Annotated in this window: 16 protein-coding genes; 9 read left to right on the plus strand and 7 right to left on the minus strand. The window is 69.1% G+C overall.

Translation table 11 applies throughout. The features are described 5' to 3' along the window. Nucleotides 1-17 precede the first annotated feature (17 nt). Complete coding sequence (locus tag E2L08_RS01270) at nt 18-233, minus strand: hypothetical protein (RefSeq protein ID WP_133395228.1); 216 nt, start codon at nt 231-233, stop codon at nt 18-20. A 208-nt stretch (nt 234-441) separates the two neighbouring features. Between E2L08_RS01270 and purL the strand changes: the two genes are divergently transcribed. The 4 genes from purL (at nt 442) to grxD (ending at nt 3,545) form a co-directional block, all read left to right on the plus strand. After that, nucleotides 442-2,610, plus strand: a complete 2,169-nt coding sequence (purL, locus tag E2L08_RS01275; RefSeq protein WP_133395229.1) for a phosphoribosylformylglycinamidine synthase subunit PurL — start codon at nt 442-444, stop codon at nt 2,608-2,610. 85 nt (nt 2,611-2,695) lie between these two features. Continuing rightward, nucleotides 2,696-2,938, plus strand: coding sequence for a BolA/IbaG family iron-sulfur metabolism protein (locus E2L08_RS01280; protein WP_133395230.1), 243 nt, complete (start codon nt 2,696-2,698; stop codon nt 2,936-2,938). Next, entirely contained in the window at nt 2,935-3,189 is a 255-nt protein-coding gene (locus E2L08_RS01285) for a hypothetical protein (RefSeq protein WP_133395231.1), read from the plus strand. The genes E2L08_RS01280 and E2L08_RS01285 overlap by 4 nt, the downstream gene beginning before the upstream one ends. Further along, nucleotides 3,186-3,545 carry a Grx4 family monothiol glutaredoxin gene (gene grxD, locus E2L08_RS01290; protein WP_133395232.1) on the plus strand — a complete coding sequence of 120 codons (360 nt, stop codon included), beginning with the start codon at nt 3,186-3,188 and terminating at the stop codon, nt 3,543-3,545. Before E2L08_RS01285 ends, grxD begins: the two co-directional genes overlap by 4 nt. 85 nt (nt 3,546-3,630) lie before the next feature. Here grxD and E2L08_RS01295 read toward each other — a convergent pair whose 3' ends face one another. Both E2L08_RS01295 and E2L08_RS01300 read right to left on the minus strand, forming a co-directional pair. After that, on the minus strand, nt 3,631-4,032 hold the full coding sequence (locus E2L08_RS01295) for a cell division protein ZapA (protein ID WP_133395233.1): 402 nt from the start codon (nt 4,030-4,032) through the stop codon (nt 3,631-3,633). Then, the gene (locus tag E2L08_RS01300) at nt 4,025-4,603 is read right to left on the minus strand and encodes a hypothetical protein (RefSeq protein ID WP_133395234.1); all 579 of its coding nucleotides are present in this window, start codon (nt 4,601-4,603) and stop codon (nt 4,025-4,027) included. The genes E2L08_RS01295 and E2L08_RS01300 overlap by 8 nt, the downstream gene beginning before the upstream one ends. 179 nt (nt 4,604-4,782) lie before the next feature. Between E2L08_RS01300 and tkt the strand changes: the two genes are divergently transcribed. Both tkt and E2L08_RS01310 read left to right on the plus strand, forming a co-directional pair. After that, nucleotides 4,783-6,798, plus strand: coding sequence for a transketolase (gene tkt, locus E2L08_RS01305; RefSeq protein WP_133395235.1), 2,016 nt, complete (start codon nt 4,783-4,785; stop codon nt 6,796-6,798). Nucleotides 6,799-6,915: 117 nt separating this feature from the next. After that, nucleotides 6,916-8,046 (plus strand): MFS transporter, encoded by a 1,131-nt coding sequence (locus E2L08_RS01310; protein ID WP_240757883.1) that lies wholly within the window; start codon nt 6,916-6,918, stop codon nt 8,044-8,046. A 3-nt stretch (nt 8,047-8,049) separates the two neighbouring features. Here E2L08_RS01310 and pgi read toward each other — a convergent pair whose 3' ends face one another. From pgi to E2L08_RS01330, 4 genes are all read right to left on the minus strand, one after another. Continuing rightward, nucleotides 8,050-9,648, minus strand: a complete 1,599-nt coding sequence (pgi, locus tag E2L08_RS01315; protein WP_133395236.1) for a glucose-6-phosphate isomerase — start codon at nt 9,646-9,648, stop codon at nt 8,050-8,052. A gap of 5 nt (nt 9,649-9,653) precedes the next feature. After that, nucleotides 9,654-10,319 carry a 6-phosphogluconolactonase gene (gene pgl, locus E2L08_RS01320; RefSeq protein ID WP_133395237.1) on the minus strand — a complete coding sequence of 222 codons (666 nt, stop codon included), beginning with the start codon at nt 10,317-10,319 and terminating at the stop codon, nt 9,654-9,656. 97 nt (nt 10,320-10,416) lie between these two features. Next, the gene (zwf, locus tag E2L08_RS01325; RefSeq protein ID WP_133395238.1) at nt 10,417-11,871 is read right to left on the minus strand and encodes a glucose-6-phosphate dehydrogenase; all 1,455 of its coding nucleotides are present in this window, start codon (nt 11,869-11,871) and stop codon (nt 10,417-10,419) included. 101 nt (nt 11,872-11,972) lie between these two features. Continuing rightward, nucleotides 11,973-12,557 carry an HNH endonuclease gene (locus E2L08_RS01330; RefSeq protein WP_133395239.1) on the minus strand — a complete coding sequence of 195 codons (585 nt, stop codon included), beginning with the start codon at nt 12,555-12,557 and terminating at the stop codon, nt 11,973-11,975. Between the two features lie 311 nt (nt 12,558-12,868). Here E2L08_RS01330 and rpmF point away from each other — a divergent pair, with 311 nt between their 5' ends. The 3 genes from rpmF to E2L08_RS01345 are packed head-to-tail and all read left to right on the plus strand — an operon-like array spanning nt 12,869 to nt 15,167. Then, nucleotides 12,869-13,075: a 50S ribosomal protein L32 gene (rpmF, locus tag E2L08_RS01335; protein ID WP_133395240.1), complete on the plus strand. Its 207-nt coding sequence runs from the start codon at nt 12,869-12,871 to the stop codon at nt 13,073-13,075. Between the two features lie 20 nt (nt 13,076-13,095). Further along, a complete protein-coding gene (gene plsX, locus E2L08_RS01340) occupies nt 13,096-14,196 on the plus strand; it encodes a phosphate acyltransferase PlsX (protein ID WP_133395241.1) in 1,101 nt (366 codons plus the stop codon). Then, nucleotides 14,193-15,167, plus strand: coding sequence for a beta-ketoacyl-ACP synthase III (locus E2L08_RS01345; RefSeq protein ID WP_133395242.1), 975 nt, complete (start codon nt 14,193-14,195; stop codon nt 15,165-15,167). Before plsX ends, E2L08_RS01345 begins: the two co-directional genes overlap by 4 nt. Nucleotides 15,168-15,209 lie beyond the last annotated feature (42 nt).

A 15,209-nucleotide genomic window follows, 5' to 3' on the forward strand; every position in this document is an offset into this window, starting at 1 on the left:
GGCGTGGGAACCCGCGCTCAGCGGGGCCGGTCGTCGACCGGCAGATAGGTTCCGCCCCAACGCTCCCCGGCCGAGCGCGGGGGACGCGCGCCGGCGGTCCCGCCGCCGATCCCGATCAGCGCGCGCAGGGCCCTGGATTGCGCGTCGAGAAACGCGCCCAGCCGCGACCGCCGCCGCAGATGCGACGAGGCAGGCAGCACATTGTCGTCGAGGGGAAAGGAAGAATGGCTCATCTCGGTTGCTCCGGGTACTGAACGACGGGACCAGATCGCTCAATCTTGGTGAATCTGTGGCGACGCGAACGGAAAAGCCCGGCACCCGCGTTCGGGATGCCTTTCCGCAACTCCGATCCTGCGCGCGAAAGATTAATGCCGCCTTGACACCGGCCGAGCCCCCCCGGAAATGAAGACGCAATTTTCCTGAAAGGCCGATGAAATCCCCATGGCCCAGCCTTCCGAGCCCGCCATCACCCCCGATCTCGTCGCAGCCCACGGGCTCAAGCCCGACGAATACGAGCGTATCCTCGGGATCATCGGCCGCGAGCCGACCTTTACCGAGCTCGGGATCTTCTCGGCGATGTGGAACGAGCACTGTTCCTACAAGTCGTCCAAGAAATGGCTCAGAACCCTGCCCACGGACGGGCCGCAGGTCATCTGCGGGCCGGGCGAGAACGCGGGCGTGGTCGATATCGGCGATGGCGACGCGGTCGTTTTCAAGATGGAGAGCCATAACCACCCCTCCTATATCGAGCCCTACCAGGGGGCCGCGACCGGCATGGGCGGCATCCTGCGCGATGTGTTCACCATGGGCGCGCGGCCCGTCGCGGCCATGAACGCGCTCAGCTTCGGGCGGCCCGACCACCCCCGGACACGGCGGCTCGTGCATGGCGTGGTCGAGGGTATCGGCGGCTATGCCAACGCCTTCGGCGTGCCGACCGTCGGCGGAGAGGTGCGGTTCGACCCCTCCTATGACGGCAATTGCCTGGTGAACGCCTTTGCCGCCGGGATCGCGCGCGCCGACCGCATCTTCTACTCGGCCGCCTCGGGCGTCGGGCGTCCGGTCGTCTATCTCGGCGCGCGCACCGGCCGCGACGGGGTCGGCGGGGCCACCATGGCCTCGGCCGAGTTCGACGACACCATCGAGGACAAGCGCCCCACGGTCCAGGTCGGCGATCCCTTCACCGAAAAGCGCCTGATGGAGGCCTGTCTCGAACTGATGGAGACCGGCGCCGTCATCGCCATCCAGGACATGGGCGCGGCCGGTCTGACCTGCTCGGCCGTCGAGATGGGCGACAAGGGCGGCCTTGGCGTCCGGCTCGATCTCGACGCGGTGCCCGTGCGCGAGACGGCGATGACGGCCTACGAGATGATGCTCTCCGAAAGCCAGGAGCGCATGCTCATGGTGCTCGACCCCGCCTGCGAGGCCGCGGCCCGCGCCGTGTTCGACAAGTGGGATCTCGACTTCGCCATCGTCGGCGAGACGATCCCCGAGGACCGGTTCATCGTGATGCATCGCGGCGCGGTCATGGCCGATCTGCCGCTCTCGACGCTGGCGGGCTCGGCGCCCGAATACGACCGCCCGTTCGAGGATACCCCGCTGCCCGACCCGGCGACCGACCTGCCCCGGATCGCCCCCATGGACGGTCTGCGCGCGCTCATCGGGCGCCCCGATCACGCGTCGAAGCACTGGGTCTACGAACAATACGACACGCAGGTGATGGCCGACACGATCCGCACGCCGGGACTCGGGGCGGGCATCGTGCGGGTGCACGGCACGGACAAGATGCTCGCCTTCACCTCGGACGTGACGCCCCGCTATGTCGAGGCGCATCCCGAAACGGGCGGCGCGCAGGCCGTGGCCGAGGCGTTCCGCAACTTGGTCGCCGTCGGCGCGCGGCCGCTGGCCGCGACCGACAACCTCAATTTCGGCAATCCCGAAAAGCCCCGGATCATGGGCCAGCTCGTCGGCGCGCTGCGCGGCATCGGCGCGGCGTGCAAGGCGCTGGGCATGCCCATCGTGTCGGGCAACGTGTCGCTCTATAACGAGACCGACGGACGCGGCATCCGGCCGACCCCCACCATCGGCGGCGTCGGGCTGATCCCCGAGGGCTCCGCCCCCATCCTCGGCCCCGCGCAGGAGGGCGACCTCGCGCTATTGCTAGGGGCGGCGGGCGGGCATCTCGACCGCTCGGCGCTGATGCAGGCCCTGGGCCACGAGGACGGCCCCCCGCCCCCCGTCGATCTGGATGCCGAGGCGCGCCACGGCGCCTTCGTACTCGACCAGGCGCCGCTCATCCGCGCGGCGCAGGACCTGTCCGATGGCGGGCTGGCGCTGGCCGGGTTCGAGATGGCCGCCGCGGCGGGGTGCGGGCTGACGCTCGACCGGGTTTCGGGGCTGGGCGAGCTTTTCGGCGAGGACCAGGCGCGCTACCTGCTTGCCGCGCCCTTCGACGCGGCCGAGACGCTCATGATCGAGGCCGGGCGCGCCGGCGTTCCGCTGGTCATGGTCGGGCGGTTCGGCGGGGACGAGATCGTTCTGGGCGACGAACGCGCGCCCCTGTCCGAACTCGTCGCCCTGTGGCGCGGGGCCTTCGCCGCGGCGGTGGGCTGAACCGGTCGGAATAGCCCCCGGCTCGCCTTGCAGCGCGGCGCCGGGGGGCTTACCTTTCGTGCGACCGAAGGACGAGGAGCCGCCCATGGCGATGGATGCGCGAGACATCGAGGAGCTGATCCGGGCCGAGTTCCCAAATGCCCGCGTGACGATCACCGATCTTGCCGGCGACGGGAATCACTATGCCGCCGAGGTGATCGACGAGAGTTTCCGCGGCAAGAACCGCGTTCAGCAGCAACGCGCCGTCTATGCCGCGCTCAAAGGCAAGATGGACGGCTCGGCGGGCGAATTGCACGCGCTGGCGCTGACCACGCGGGCGCCCGAATGACCGCCTGGGGGGTCTCGGCCGCGCTGGCGGCCGCGATCCTCGTAGTGCTGGCGCTGCGCGTGCGCGCCGTGCTCCGGGCCGAGCGTGGCGCGCTGCGCGGTGCCGCGCCGGGCGACGGGGTTCACGTCATCGTCTCGGACTACCAGTCCGGCACCGGCGGTGGCCATTACAGGGAATACACGGTTCCGAAAGACCCGCAGGCCTATGCGCGTCTTTTCGTGCCGAGGGACAAACGAGGAAGAAAACCATGAGCGCCGAAGACCAGATCAAGCAGACCGTGACCGCGAGCGACGTGGTCCTGTTCATGAAGGGCACCAAGTCGATGCCGCAATGCGGCTTTTCCAGCCGCGTGGCCGGGGTGCTGAACTACATGGGCGTCGATTATACCGACGTGAACGTGCTCGACGACGAGGATATCCGCCAGGGCGTCAAGGATTACTCGGACTGGCCGACCATCCCCCAGCTCTATGTCAAGGGCGAGTTCGTGGGCGGTTGCGACATCATCACCGAGATGACCCTGTCGGGCGAGCTCGACCAGCTCTTCGAGAAAGAGGGCGTGGCCTTCGACAAGGACGCCGCCGAAAAGATCCGCCAGGCCAACGGCTGAACGGCCTGCGCCACCGCTGAACGGATCGAGGGGCCGGCGACGGCCCCTTTTCCGTTCGCGCCCCCACTTCTTTCCGGCGCCCCGCCTATTCCGACGGGGCGAGCTTCTGTTCGGTCTCATCGGCCAGCGCCTCGGCGCGGGCGGCCATCTCGCCCATGGCGTCGAGCAGGCTGCGCGGGATGACCGGCACCTCGACGCGGCGCGGCTCGGGGGTGGGGGCCGCGTTCAGACGCGCCACCTCGGCTTCGAGCTCGGCCGTGCGCGCCGTCGCCGCGCGAAGCTGCTCGTCGATGCCCGCGGCCTTGTCGGCCAGAAGAAGCCCCGCCATGAGCAGCATCCTGTCGGGCGGCATCCGCCCCAACTGATCGAGCATCACCTTGGCCTCGGCATCCAGCATGGCCGCCGCCGACCTGAGGAAATGCTCTTCGCCGTCCTGGCAGGCGACGGCGAATTCGCGGCCGCCGATGACGATGGTTTCCTCAGGCATCCGCATCCTCCGGCTGTTTCTCGGGCGCCTCGGGCAGCGCCCGGCCGAGCAACTCGATGATCGCATCAAGCTCGGCGCGGTCGCTGCGGCGCATGGCGCGCGCGGTCTCGAGCTCGGTCATCACCGCCGAATTGATGAGATGCGCCTCGCCCACCCCTTCGGCATTGGCATGGCGCAGCGCCTCGCAGGCCTCGTGCAGGTCGTCGGCCACGGCACGGACGCGATTACGGTCCGCATCGGTGTCGGCCAGCACCTTGCGCGTGCGTTCCAGCTCGTCGCGCAGCTCGGCGATCTGGGCCTCGTAGCGCGATTTCGACGCGGTCAGCCGCTCCTGAAGCTGGGCCGCGAACTCGCGCTCGGCCTCGACCTCGCCGCGCAGCGCCTCCAGCTCGGCCGGGTCGATGGCGGGCTCGGCCGGTTCGGGCGCCTCGGCGGGGGCCGCCTCGGCCGGAGGCTCGGGCGCGGGGTCCGGTGCGGGGGCCGGCCGCTCGGGATGCAGATGCTCGAGCCCCGCGCCGATCCGGTCGAGCGCGCGGGCAAGACGTTGCTGGAACTCGGAGATGTCCTCCATCCGGCAGTTTCCCCCCTTGGGTGATTCGGAGCCTTCGCCACAGGTTAGCGCCATGCCCCCCCCGAGATCAGCCCCCAATCTGGACCCGGCTCCGCGCCGCGCACGGGGCGAGGTCAGCTTGCATCCCCTATCGGGGGTGCTATTCCGGCCTGAACCCTTTGCGAGAGGACCGGAGCCCCGTGGATATTCAAGCCCTGCGCGACCGCAACCCCGATCACTGGCGCCGCTCGACGGCGATCCGAATGCTGGCGATGGATGCCGTCGCCGCCGCCAATTCCGGCCATTCCGGTATGCCGATGGGCATGGCCGATATCGCGACCGTCCTGTGGTCGAAACACCTCAAGTTCGACGCGGCCAATCCCGACTGGCCCGATCGCGACCGGTTCATCCTGTCGAACGGCCACGGCTCGATGCTGCTTTACGCGCTGCTCTACCTGACCGGCTACGAGGACATGACGCTCGACCAGTTGCGGAACTTCCGCCAGTGGGACGCGATCACCGCCGGTCACCCCGAGCATGGTCACGCCAAGGGCATCGAGACGACCACCGGCCCGCTGGGCCAGGGTCTCGGCAACGCGGTGGGTTTCGCCATCGCCGAGGAATCGCTGCGCGCGCGGTTCGGCCGCAAGGTCGTCGACCATCATACCTACGTCTTCGCCGGCGACGGTTGCCTGATGGAGGGGATCAGCCACGAATCCCTCGCCATGGCCGGGCATCTCGAGCTGTCGAAGCTCATCGTGTTCTTCGACCATAACGGCATCACCATCGACGGCTCGATCGATCTGACCGACTCGGTCGACCAGGTGAAACGCTTCGACGCCGCGGGCTGGCATACCCAGCGCATCGACGGCCACGACCCCGAGGCCATCGACGCCGCGATCGAGGCCGCAAAGAAATCCGGCAAGCCGTCGCTGATCGCCTGCGAGACCCATATCGCGCTGGGCTCTTCGGCGCAGGATACCGGCAAGGGCCACGGTGCGCTGACCTCGGACGAGATCCTCTCCGAGACGCGCCGCGCCTATGGCTGGGAACACGGGCCTTTCGAGATCCCCGAGGATATCCTGTCGTGGTGGCGCGAGACCGGCCGCCGCGGCGCCACGGCTTTTGCCGAGTGGAGCAACCGTCTGGACGAGCTGGGCGCGGGCAAGCGGCGCGAGTTCGACCGCGTCGTCGCGGGCGAGATCCCCAAGAAGCTCGCCGGCACGATCCGCGCGCTGAAAAAGCAGGTCGCCGAAAGCCGCCCCGAGATCGCGACGCGGAAATCGTCGGAAATGGTGCTCGAAGTGGTGAACCCGGTCATGACCGAGACGCTGGGCGGCTCGGCCGATCTCACCGGCTCGAACAACACGCTGACCGGCGACATGGGCGTGTTCTCGGCCAGGGACCGCAAGGGCCGCTATGTCCATTACGGCATCCGCGAACACGGCATGGCCGCGGCGATGAACGGCATGGCGCTGCATGGCGGCGTGCGCCCCTATGGCGGCACGTTCATGACCTTTTCGGACTATGCCCGCCCCGCGATCCGGCTTTCGGCGCTGATGGGCGCGCCCGTGATCTATGTCATGACCCATGACAGCATCGGGCTGGGCGAGGACGGCCCGACCCACCAGCCGGTCGAGCACCTGGCCGCGCTGCGCGCCATCCCCAAGCTGCAGGTGATCCGCCCCGCGGATACGGTCGAGACCGCCGAGGCGTGGGAAATCGCGCTGCAATCGACCGACCGCCCGACGCTGCTGTCGCTGACGCGCCAGAACCTGCCTGCCGTGCGCACCGAGCACAAGACGCGCAACCTTACCGCCCAGGGCGCCTATGTGCTGGCCGAGGCCGAGGGCAAGCGGCAGGCGGTGCTGATCGCCTCGGGATCGGAGGTGTCGGTCGCGCTCGAGGCGAAGGCCGCGCTCGAGGCCGACGGCATCGGCACCCGCGTCGTCTCGATCCCCTGTTTCGAGCTTTTCGCCGCCCAGGACGAGGCCTATCGCCGCCGCGTCCTGCCCGCCGGCGCCGTGCGCGTCGGCATCGAGGCCGCGGTGCGCGACGGCTGGGACCGCTGGCTGCTGGGCGAGCGCGGCCGCGAGGCCAAGGCGGGATTCATCGGGATGGAGGGCTTCGGCGCCTCGGCCCCGGCCGAAACCCTGTTCGAGAAATTCGGCATCACCGCCGGGGCGACGGTCGACAAGGTCAAATCCCTGCTCTGAGCGGTCCGCCCGCGGGGCCGTCGCGTCGTGGGTATTTGAGAAAGAGAAGACGGGGGGCGCGGGTCACAGGCCGCGCCCCTTTCGCATCGGGGCCGGGTGGACCGGCAGGGATACTCCATGGACCAGGTCAGCCGCGCGCGCATCGCCGTCATCGCGATGTTCTTTTTCAACGGCGCGCTTCTGGGCGCCTGGGCCGCGCGCATTCCCGCCATCGTCGCGCGGTTCGAGCTGTCGGAACAGGCGCTCGGGCTCTTGCTGCTCTGCATCGCGGCCGGCGCCATCGCGTCCTTTCCGCTTGCCGGCGCGCTGTCGGACCGGATCGGGGCCGCGCGGCTGACACGAATGATCGCGCTGGCCTACGCGATCGGGCTGGCATTGGTCGGGCTTGCCCCGACCGTGCCGCTGCTTGCGGTGGCGCTGCTCGTTTTCGGGGCCGGGCACGGGGCGATGGATGTCACGATGAATGTCTGGGCGGCCGAGGTCGAGCGCGCGCGCGGCCGGCCGATCATGGCCTCGTTCCACGCGATGTGGAGCCTCGGCGGCGGTCTCGGCGCGCTGCTCGGCGCGGGGGCGGCGGCGCTGTCGATGGGGCCCGGCACCCATTTCACGACTTTTGCGCTGATCTCGGGGGCCGCCGCGCTTTGGGCCGCGCGCGTGCCGTGGAGCTCGACCGTGAGCGGCGGCGGCACCGTGTTCGCCCTGCCCGCCCGCGCGCTGCTCATGGTGGGGTTGCTCGCGCTGTGTTCGTCGGTGATCGAGGGGGCGATGACCGATTGGTCGGCGGTGTTCTTGTCGGACGCCCTGGGCGCATCGGAGGGGGTGGCGCCTTTGGGCTATGTCGCCTTTGCCGTCACGATGGTCGCCGCGCGCCTGACCGGGGACCGGGTGACGGCGCGGCTGGGGCCGGTGCGGGTGGCGCGGATCTCGGGCATGCTGGCCTCCATCGGCATCGTGGGGCTGCTGATCGCGCCCGGCCCGTTCTGGAGCCTGCCGGCCTTTGTCTTTACCGGGCTCGGCGTCGCGCTGATCGTGCCGCTCTGCTACAGCCGCGCGGCCTCCGATCCCGATCGCCCGGCGGGCCAGGCGATGGCCGGGGTGGCCACGCTGGGCTATGGCGGCATGCTGATCGCGCCCGCGGCCATCGGTTTCGTCGCCCACGCGTCCAGCCTGTCGTTATCCTTTGCCATGCTCGCGATCCTCGGCGCCGGCATCTGGTTGCTGGCCGGGGGGCTGGCGCGGCCGCGCTAGGTCTCAGGCGCCGCTTGCGCGGAGCCAGTCCACCAGCCGCGCGGTCGAGGCATCCTTGCCGGCGCTGTCCTTTTCGCCCGAGAGCACCGGGGCGAGATCGTTGGCCAGTTCCTTGCCCAGCTCGACCCCCCATTGATCGAAGCTGTTGATGCCCAGCAGCACGCCCTCGACAAAGACGCGGTGTTCGTAAAGCGCCACGATGGACCCGAGCACCGCCGGCGTGAGCCTTTCGTAAAGCAGCGTGGTCGAGGGGCGGTTGCCGGGAAAGACCCGGTGGCGGGCCTGCCGTTCGAGCTCGGCCCCGGTGAAGCGGTCGCCCAGCGACGCCCGCGCCGCATCCAGATCGCGCCCGCGCATCAGCGCCTCGGACTGGGCGAGGCAATTGGCCATCAGTAGCCGATGCTGGTGTTCCAGCCCCTCTTCGAAGCCCTGCGCGCCGACCATGAACTCGCAGGGCACGATGCGCGTGCCCTGGTGGATGAGCTGGTAGAAGGCGTGTTGCCCGTTGGTGCCCGGCTCGCCCCAGACGACCGGCCCGCTATCGACGGGCAAGACCTCTCCGTCCATCGAGACGCGCTTGCCGTTGCTCTCCATCTCGAGCTGCTGAAGATAGGCCGGCAGCCGTGCCAGCCGCTGCTCGTAGGGCAGCACGGCGCGCGTGGCATAGCCGCAGCCCTGGTTGTGCCAGATGCCCACCAGCGCCAGCATCACCGGCATGCTCTCGATCGGGTCGGAGGAGCGGAAATGCCCGTCCATCGTCTCGGCGCCGGACAGGAAATCGCGAAAGGCGCGTGGCCCTATGGCGATCATCAGGCTCAGCCCGATGGGCCCCCACATCGAGTAGCGCCCGCCGACCCAGTCCTCGAACCCGAAGACGCGGGTCTCCGAGATGCCGAAGGCCGAGGTGCGGTCCTGCGCCGAGCTCAACGCCGCGAATTGCGCCGCCGGGTCGCGCACCTTTTCGGCCATCCAGGCGCGCGCGGTCTCGGCATTGGTCATCGTCTCGACCGTGGTGAAGGTCTTGGAAGCCACGATGACCAGCGTCGTCTCGGGATCGAGCGGCGCGAGGATGTCGGCGATATGCGCGCCGTCCACGTTCGAGACGAAATGACAGCGCGGCCCGTCATGCCAGGGCGCGAGCGCCTGCGTCGCCATCGCCGGGCCGAGATCCGAGCCGCCGATGCCGATATTGACCACGTCGGTGATCGGCCCGCCGCGGCCCTTGAAGGTGCCCTCGCGCACCGACCGGGCGAAACCTTCCATCCGGGCCAGCGTGCCCATGACCTTGGGCATCACGTCGCGCTCGTCGATGCGCACCGGGCCGCCGTCGAGATTGCGCAGCGCGGTATGCAGCACCGCGCGGCCCTCGGTCTCGTTGATGCGGCGCCCTTCGAACATGGCCTCGCGCCGGTCGCGCAGCCCCGCCTCGTCGCAAAAGGCGATCAGCATGTCGCGCGTCTCGGCATCGAGATTCGTCTTGGAATAGTCGAAGAGCAACCCGCAGGCCTCGACGCTGAACTCATGCGCGCGGTCCTGGTCCATCAGGTCGAGGATCGGGCGGTTCTCGACCTCGGCGGCCCTGGCCTTCAGCTTGTCCCACATCTGCGTCACTCCCTTGCCCAGTGCACGGTGGCCCGGTCGAGAACCGTGGCGATCGGGGCCTCCATCGGATCGGCGCGGCGGGCCGTCTCGAGCGCGGCGCGTTTGTCGTCGCCGGTAATCAGCACATGGGTCGACATGGCCCCGCGCAGCACCGGGCCGGTCAGCGTCAGCCGCGGCTCCAGCCCTTCGGCGGCATCGACCTCCATCACCGGGGGGGCGTCCTCGGCCAGCGCGCGGGCAAGCTGGGGCGCGCCCGGAAACAGCGAGGCGCAATGCATGTCGGCGCCCATCCCCAGAAGCAGGATCGACAGGGGAAGCTCGGGCGCGATGCGCGCCTCGAGCGTGTCCATCGCCGCGCCCTCGTCGGGCACGAGGCGGATGAACTGCGCGGCCGCGGCACGGTCGCGCAGCAGGCGTTCCCGCAAGAGCCGTTCGTTCGAGCGGTCGTGATCGGGCGGCACGCGCCGCTCGTCGGTCAGCAGCACATGCACCCGGTCCCAGGCGAGATCGGTGCCCGACAGGATATCGAAGACCGGGCCGGGCGTGCTGCCCCCCGGCACCGCCAGCGAGACATGGCCATGCCCCGAAAGCCCCATCGTGATCTCGGAGGCCAGCCGGTCGGCCACCTGCATCATCATCGCTTCGGCGTCGGGATATTCGATCAGCTTCATCGGAATGTGCCTTGCGGGACGGGAAAGGTCGGGCGGAGCCTAGCCAGTCGCGCCAAGCTTCGCCAGTGGGCTTGGACCAGCGGCGGCGGGGTCGGGCCTATTCGCGGATCTCGCGCCAGCGCCGGTTCTCGCGGTGCAGCAGCATCGCCGATTCCTCGGGGCCGGAACTGCCGGGCTCGTAGGGCACCGGCGCATCCTCGCGCCGTTCCCATCCCTCGATGATGGGGTCGGTCCAGGCCCAGGCCGCCTCGACCTCGTCGCCGCGCATGAACAGGGTCTGGTTGCCGCGCATGACATCCATCACCAGCCGCTCGTAGGCCTCGGGGATCTCGTCGGCATCGGGGCCCAGCGCATCGGCGAAACTCATGTCGAGGGGCACGTCGACCAGCCGCATCCCCCCCGGCCCCGGTTCCTTGATGGTGACGCCCAGCGTCATCCCCTCGTTGGGTTGCAGCCGGATCGTGAGGATATTGCGGTGCCGCCCCGCCGCCGCGCCGAAGATGGAATGGGGCGCGTCCTTGAACACCACGGCGATCTCGGATTGGCGCGCGCGCAGCCGCTTGCCCGTGCGCACGTAGAACGGCGTGCCGGCCCAGCGCCAGTTCGAGACATGCAGCTTCATCGCGATGAAGCTTTCGGTGATGCTGTCGTCATCGTCGACATCGGCGTGATAGGACGCGATCTTGCCCTTGGCGGCATATTGGCCGCGCACGATATCGTCGCGCTCGACCGGCTCCAGCGCGCGAATCACCTTGAGTTTCTCGTCGCGCACCTCGTCGGGCTCGAACCGCGCGGGCGGCTCCATCGCGATGAGGCACAGAAGCTGCATGAGGTGGTTCTGCACCATGTCGCGCATCGCGCCCGAGCGGTCGTAATAGCCGCCGCGCCCGCCGACGCCGACGGTCTCGGCCACGGTGATCTGGATGTGATCGACATACTGGCTGTTCCACAGCGGCTCGAACAGGACGTTGCCAAAGCGGACCGCCATCAGGTTCTGCACCGTCTCCTTGCCCAGGTAGTGGTCGATCCGGTAGATCTGCGTCTCGTCGAAATGCGCGGCGAGGGTGCGGTTGAGCTCGCGCGCGCTTTCCAGATCGCGGCCGAACGGTTTCTCGATGACGATGCGGCTTTCGGAATTGGCCACGCCATGGGCGTGCAACCGTTCGGCCAGCTCGCCGAAGAGGCCGGGCGCGACCGAGAAATAAAAGGCGCGCACGACATTCTCGCGCATCAGCGCGGCCAGCGCCTTCCAGCCGCTCTCGCCCGTGGCGTCGATGGCCACGTAATGCAGCCGCGACAGGAACGCGGCCATCTGCTCTTCGGACAGCTTGCCCTTGCCGATGAACTCGACCAACGCCTCGCGGATATCGGCGCGATAGCTTTCGTCGGCCAGGTCCGAGCGCGCGGCGCCGATGATGCGGGCATCCTCGGGCATCTGCCCGGCCACGAAGCGCCGGTAGAGCCCCGGCAGGATCTTGCGCCGCGCCAGGTCTCCGGTGCCGCCAAAGATCACGAGGTCGAACGGATCGACCGGAATGACGCGCGAAACCATGCAAAGCCCTTTCGTTCTGTCCCGGCGATCACTTGCCGCAGACCGGCGAAGGGTCAACCCCCGGCGCGACCGCTAACGGCCCGGCCCGCCGCGCGCCCCGCTCAATCCTCGAGCTCGGCATCCCAGTAGAGGAAATCCAGCCAGGTGCCGTGCAGGTGGTTGGGGGGGAACTTGCGGCCCATGTTCTTGAGCTCTTCGGCACCGGGGCGGCGCGGCGGCTTGCGCAGGCTCATGCCGCAGTCGCGCAGGCTGCGCGAGCCCTTGGCGAGGTTGCAGCGCGCACAGGCCGCGACCACGTTCTCCCAGCTCGTGCGCCCGCCGCGGGCGCGCGGCACGACATGGTCGAAGGTCAGATCGCCCGTCGATCCGCAATACTGGCAGCGAAACTCGTCGCGCAGGAACAGGTTGAACCGGGTAAAGGCCACGCGTTTCTGAGGCTTGACGAAATCCTTGAGCACCACGACCGACGGGATGCGGATGCGCGTCGTGGGCGAATGCACCCAGGCGTCGTATTCCGCCACGATCTGCACCCGCTCGAGAAAGGCGGCCTTGATCGCGTCCTGCCACGGCCAGAGCGATAGCGGATAATAGGATAGCGGGCGATAATCTGCATTCAGGACGAGCGCCGGGTGATGTTTCAGCGAACCGGGTTCGCGGACGAAGCTCGTTCTGAAATCGCCGTCCATTCCGACATCGGGCCGCGGTGCGCCCGCTCCTTGTCACGATGGGACAGAGCGGGTACCGCGCCCGTCCTGTGGCCGACTATATATAGGCAAGCAGGTCGCGCAAGCCTCGCCCGCACGCAGCGGCGCCGGGATCGCGCGCGCAGTTGTGTCGCGGGGTGTGGAAATATATGCCGCGCGCCCGCCGGGGCGGGCTTGATCCCCGAAACATAAGGGCGTATTGCGCGACCTCACGCCTGTTCCTTGGGGTTCACGGCTCCCTCCCATATGTGGTGCGCATCCGGCGCACCCCGTCAACTGAAGGTCACGAGCACATGGCTGTCCCTCAGAATAAAGTCACCAAATCGCGCCGCAACATGCGCCGCGCCCACGACGCGCTGACGGCTGCCAACCCGGCCGAATGCCCCAATTGCGGCGAGCTCAAGCGCCCGCACCACGTCTGCGGCGCCTGCGGCCACTATGCCGCCCGCGAAGTCGTGGCGGTTGCCGATGCCTACGACCTCGACGACGACGCGGCCTGAGGCCGCGCACGACGGACGCCATGGCCGACGCCGGCTCGCCTGAACTCGGGACGACGGAACCGCCGCGCGGACCCATCGTCCTGTCCATCGACGCCATGGGCGGCGACAAGGGCCCCGAGTCGGTCGTCGCCGGCATGGCGAAATCGGCCGCGATCAATCCCGACCTTCGTTTCCTGCTGCACGGCCCCGAGGCGGTGCTGGCCCCCCTGGTGCGCAAGCGCCGGATCGGGGATCGCTGCGAGATCCGCGATGCCGCCGGCACCGTGTCGATGAACGACAAGCCGAGCCACGTCATGCGCAACGGTCAGGACACCTCGATGTGGTCCTGCATCGACGCGGTGCGTGACGGCGAGGCCGAGGTTGCGGTAAGCTGCGGCAATACCGGCGCGCTGATGCTGCTGTCGATCGTGCGGCTGCGCAAGCTGCCGGGCGTCGGGCGGCCGGCCATCGCCTGCCTCTGGCCGTCGCGCGGGCCCACGGGGTTCAACGTCATGCTCGATGTCGGCGCGGATGTGCGCGCCGAGCCGGCGGACCTGCTGCAATACGCGCTGATGGGCACCTCCTACGCCCGCAACGGACAGGGGATCGAGGTGCCGCGGATCGGGTTGCTGAACAACGGGGTCGAGGAACACAAGGGCCGCGCCGAGCTGAAAGAGGCGCATGCCCTGATCGAGGCCGCGGCCGCCGAGAACCGGTTCGAGTTCGTGGGCTTCGTCGAGGGCAGCGATATCCCCTCGGACCGGGTCGACGTGATCGTGACCGACGGCTTCACCGGCAATATCGCGCTCAAGACCGGCGAGGGCACCGCCCTGCTCATCCGCGAGCTTCTGGGCGACGCGTTCCGCTATTCGACCCTGTCGCGCCTCGCCGCGATGCTGGCGCTGAGCTCGCTCAAGCGGCTGCAAAAGCGCATCGACCCCCGCCGCGTGAATGGCGGCGTTTTCCTGGGGCTGAACGGCACCGTCGTCAAAAGCCACGGCTCGGCCGATGCCACGGGCGTTTCGTCGGCGATCAAGCTCGCCTACGAGCTGGCCCGCGCCGATTTCACCAACCGCCTCGCCGCCCGCGTCGCCAGCGGCGGCGGGCCTGTGCCCTCGACCGCCGAAAGAACCGGATCATGAGCGTCCTGCGCGCCCGCGTGCGCGGCGTCGGGCATTACCTGCCCGAGCGCGTCGTCGAGAATGCCGAGTTCGAGGCGACGCTCGACACCACGGACGAATGGATCCGCTCGCGCTCGGGGATCGAGCGGCGCCATTTCGCGGCCGACGGCCAGACCACGTCCGACCTTGCCACCCGCGCGGCGCAGGCCGCGCTGGACGATGCGGGGATGGCGGCCGGCGATATCGACGCGCTGATCGTCGCCACCTCGACCCCCGACCTGACCTTTCCCTCGGCCGCGACCATGGTGCAGGCCCGGCTTGGCATGACCGGCGGCTTTGCCTTCGACATCCAGGCCGTCTGCGCGGGGTTCGTCTTTGCCCTGGCCACGGCGAACGCGATGATCGTGGCGGGCCAGGCGAAATCGGTCATGGTCATCGGGGCCGAGACGTTTTCGCGCATCATGGACTGGACCGACCGCGCGACCTGCGTGCTGTTCGGCGACGGCGCGGGCGCGCTGATCCTCGAGGCCGGGGACGGCGCGGGCAATGCCGCCGACCGCGGCATCCTCGCCGCCGATCTGAACTCGGACGGGCGGCACCGCGATATCCTCTATGTCGACGGCGGCGTGTCGACGCAAACGGTCGGCCATCTCAGGATGGAGGGGCGCGAGGTTTTTCGCCACGCGGTCGAAAAGCTCGCCGCGACGGCGCATTCCGCGCTCGACCGCGCGGGGCTCGGCCCCGACGATGTCGACTGGATCGTGCCCCACCAGGCCAATCTGCGCATCATCAAGGCCACCGCGCAGCGCATGGGCGTCGGCATGGACCGGGTCGTGGTCACGGTGGCCGATCATGGCAACACCTCGGCCGCCTCGATCCCGCTGGCGCTGTCGGTGGCGCACGCGCGCGGCCAGATCGCCGAGGGCGACCTGATCGTGACCGAGGCGATCGGCGGCGGTCTCGCCTGGGGATCGGTCGTCCTGCGCTGGTGATCGGCGGATCGGCGCGGGCCACAAGCCCTTGACGTTGACATG

The sequence above is a fragment of the Palleronia sediminis genome, assembly GCF_004358695.1.
Lineage (GTDB): Bacteria > Pseudomonadota > Alphaproteobacteria > Rhodobacterales > Rhodobacteraceae > Palleronia > Palleronia sediminis.

What these genes read in the sequence shown, in the direction of transcription:
- E2L08_RS01270 (WP_133395228.1), bottom strand. Translation starts at nt 233, where the DNA reads ATGAGCCATTCTTCCTTTCCCCTCGACGACAATGTGCTGCCTGCCTCG.
- purL (WP_133395229.1), top strand. Translation starts at nt 442, where the DNA reads ATGGCCCAGCCTTCCGAGCCCGCCATCACCCCCGATCTCGTCGCAGCC.
- E2L08_RS01280 (WP_133395230.1), top strand. Translation starts at nt 2,696, where the DNA reads ATGGCGATGGATGCGCGAGACATCGAGGAGCTGATCCGGGCCGAGTTC.
- E2L08_RS01285 (WP_133395231.1), top strand. Translation starts at nt 2,935, where the DNA reads ATGACCGCCTGGGGGGTCTCGGCCGCGCTGGCGGCCGCGATCCTCGTA.
- grxD (WP_133395232.1), top strand. Translation starts at nt 3,186, where the DNA reads ATGAGCGCCGAAGACCAGATCAAGCAGACCGTGACCGCGAGCGACGTG.
- E2L08_RS01295 (WP_133395233.1), bottom strand. Translation starts at nt 4,032, where the DNA reads ATGCCTGAGGAAACCATCGTCATCGGCGGCCGCGAATTCGCCGTCGCC.
- E2L08_RS01300 (WP_133395234.1), bottom strand. Translation starts at nt 4,603, where the DNA reads ATGGAGGACATCTCCGAGTTCCAGCAACGTCTTGCCCGCGCGCTCGAC.
- E2L08_RS01310 (WP_240757883.1), top strand. Translation starts at nt 6,916, where the DNA reads ATGGACCAGGTCAGCCGCGCGCGCATCGCCGTCATCGCGATGTTCTTT.
- pgi (WP_133395236.1), bottom strand. Translation starts at nt 9,648, where the DNA reads ATGTGGGACAAGCTGAAGGCCAGGGCCGCCGAGGTCGAGAACCGCCCG.
- pgl (WP_133395237.1), bottom strand. Translation starts at nt 10,319, where the DNA reads ATGAAGCTGATCGAATATCCCGACGCCGAAGCGATGATGATGCAGGTG.
- zwf (WP_133395238.1), bottom strand. Translation starts at nt 11,871, where the DNA reads ATGGTTTCGCGCGTCATTCCGGTCGATCCGTTCGACCTCGTGATCTTT.
- E2L08_RS01330 (WP_133395239.1), bottom strand. Translation starts at nt 12,557, where the DNA reads ATGGACGGCGATTTCAGAACGAGCTTCGTCCGCGAACCCGGTTCGCTG.
- rpmF (WP_133395240.1), top strand. Translation starts at nt 12,869, where the DNA reads ATGGCTGTCCCTCAGAATAAAGTCACCAAATCGCGCCGCAACATGCGC.
- plsX (WP_133395241.1), top strand. Translation starts at nt 13,096, where the DNA reads ATGGCCGACGCCGGCTCGCCTGAACTCGGGACGACGGAACCGCCGCGC.
- E2L08_RS01345 (WP_133395242.1), top strand. Translation starts at nt 14,193, where the DNA reads ATGAGCGTCCTGCGCGCCCGCGTGCGCGGCGTCGGGCATTACCTGCCC.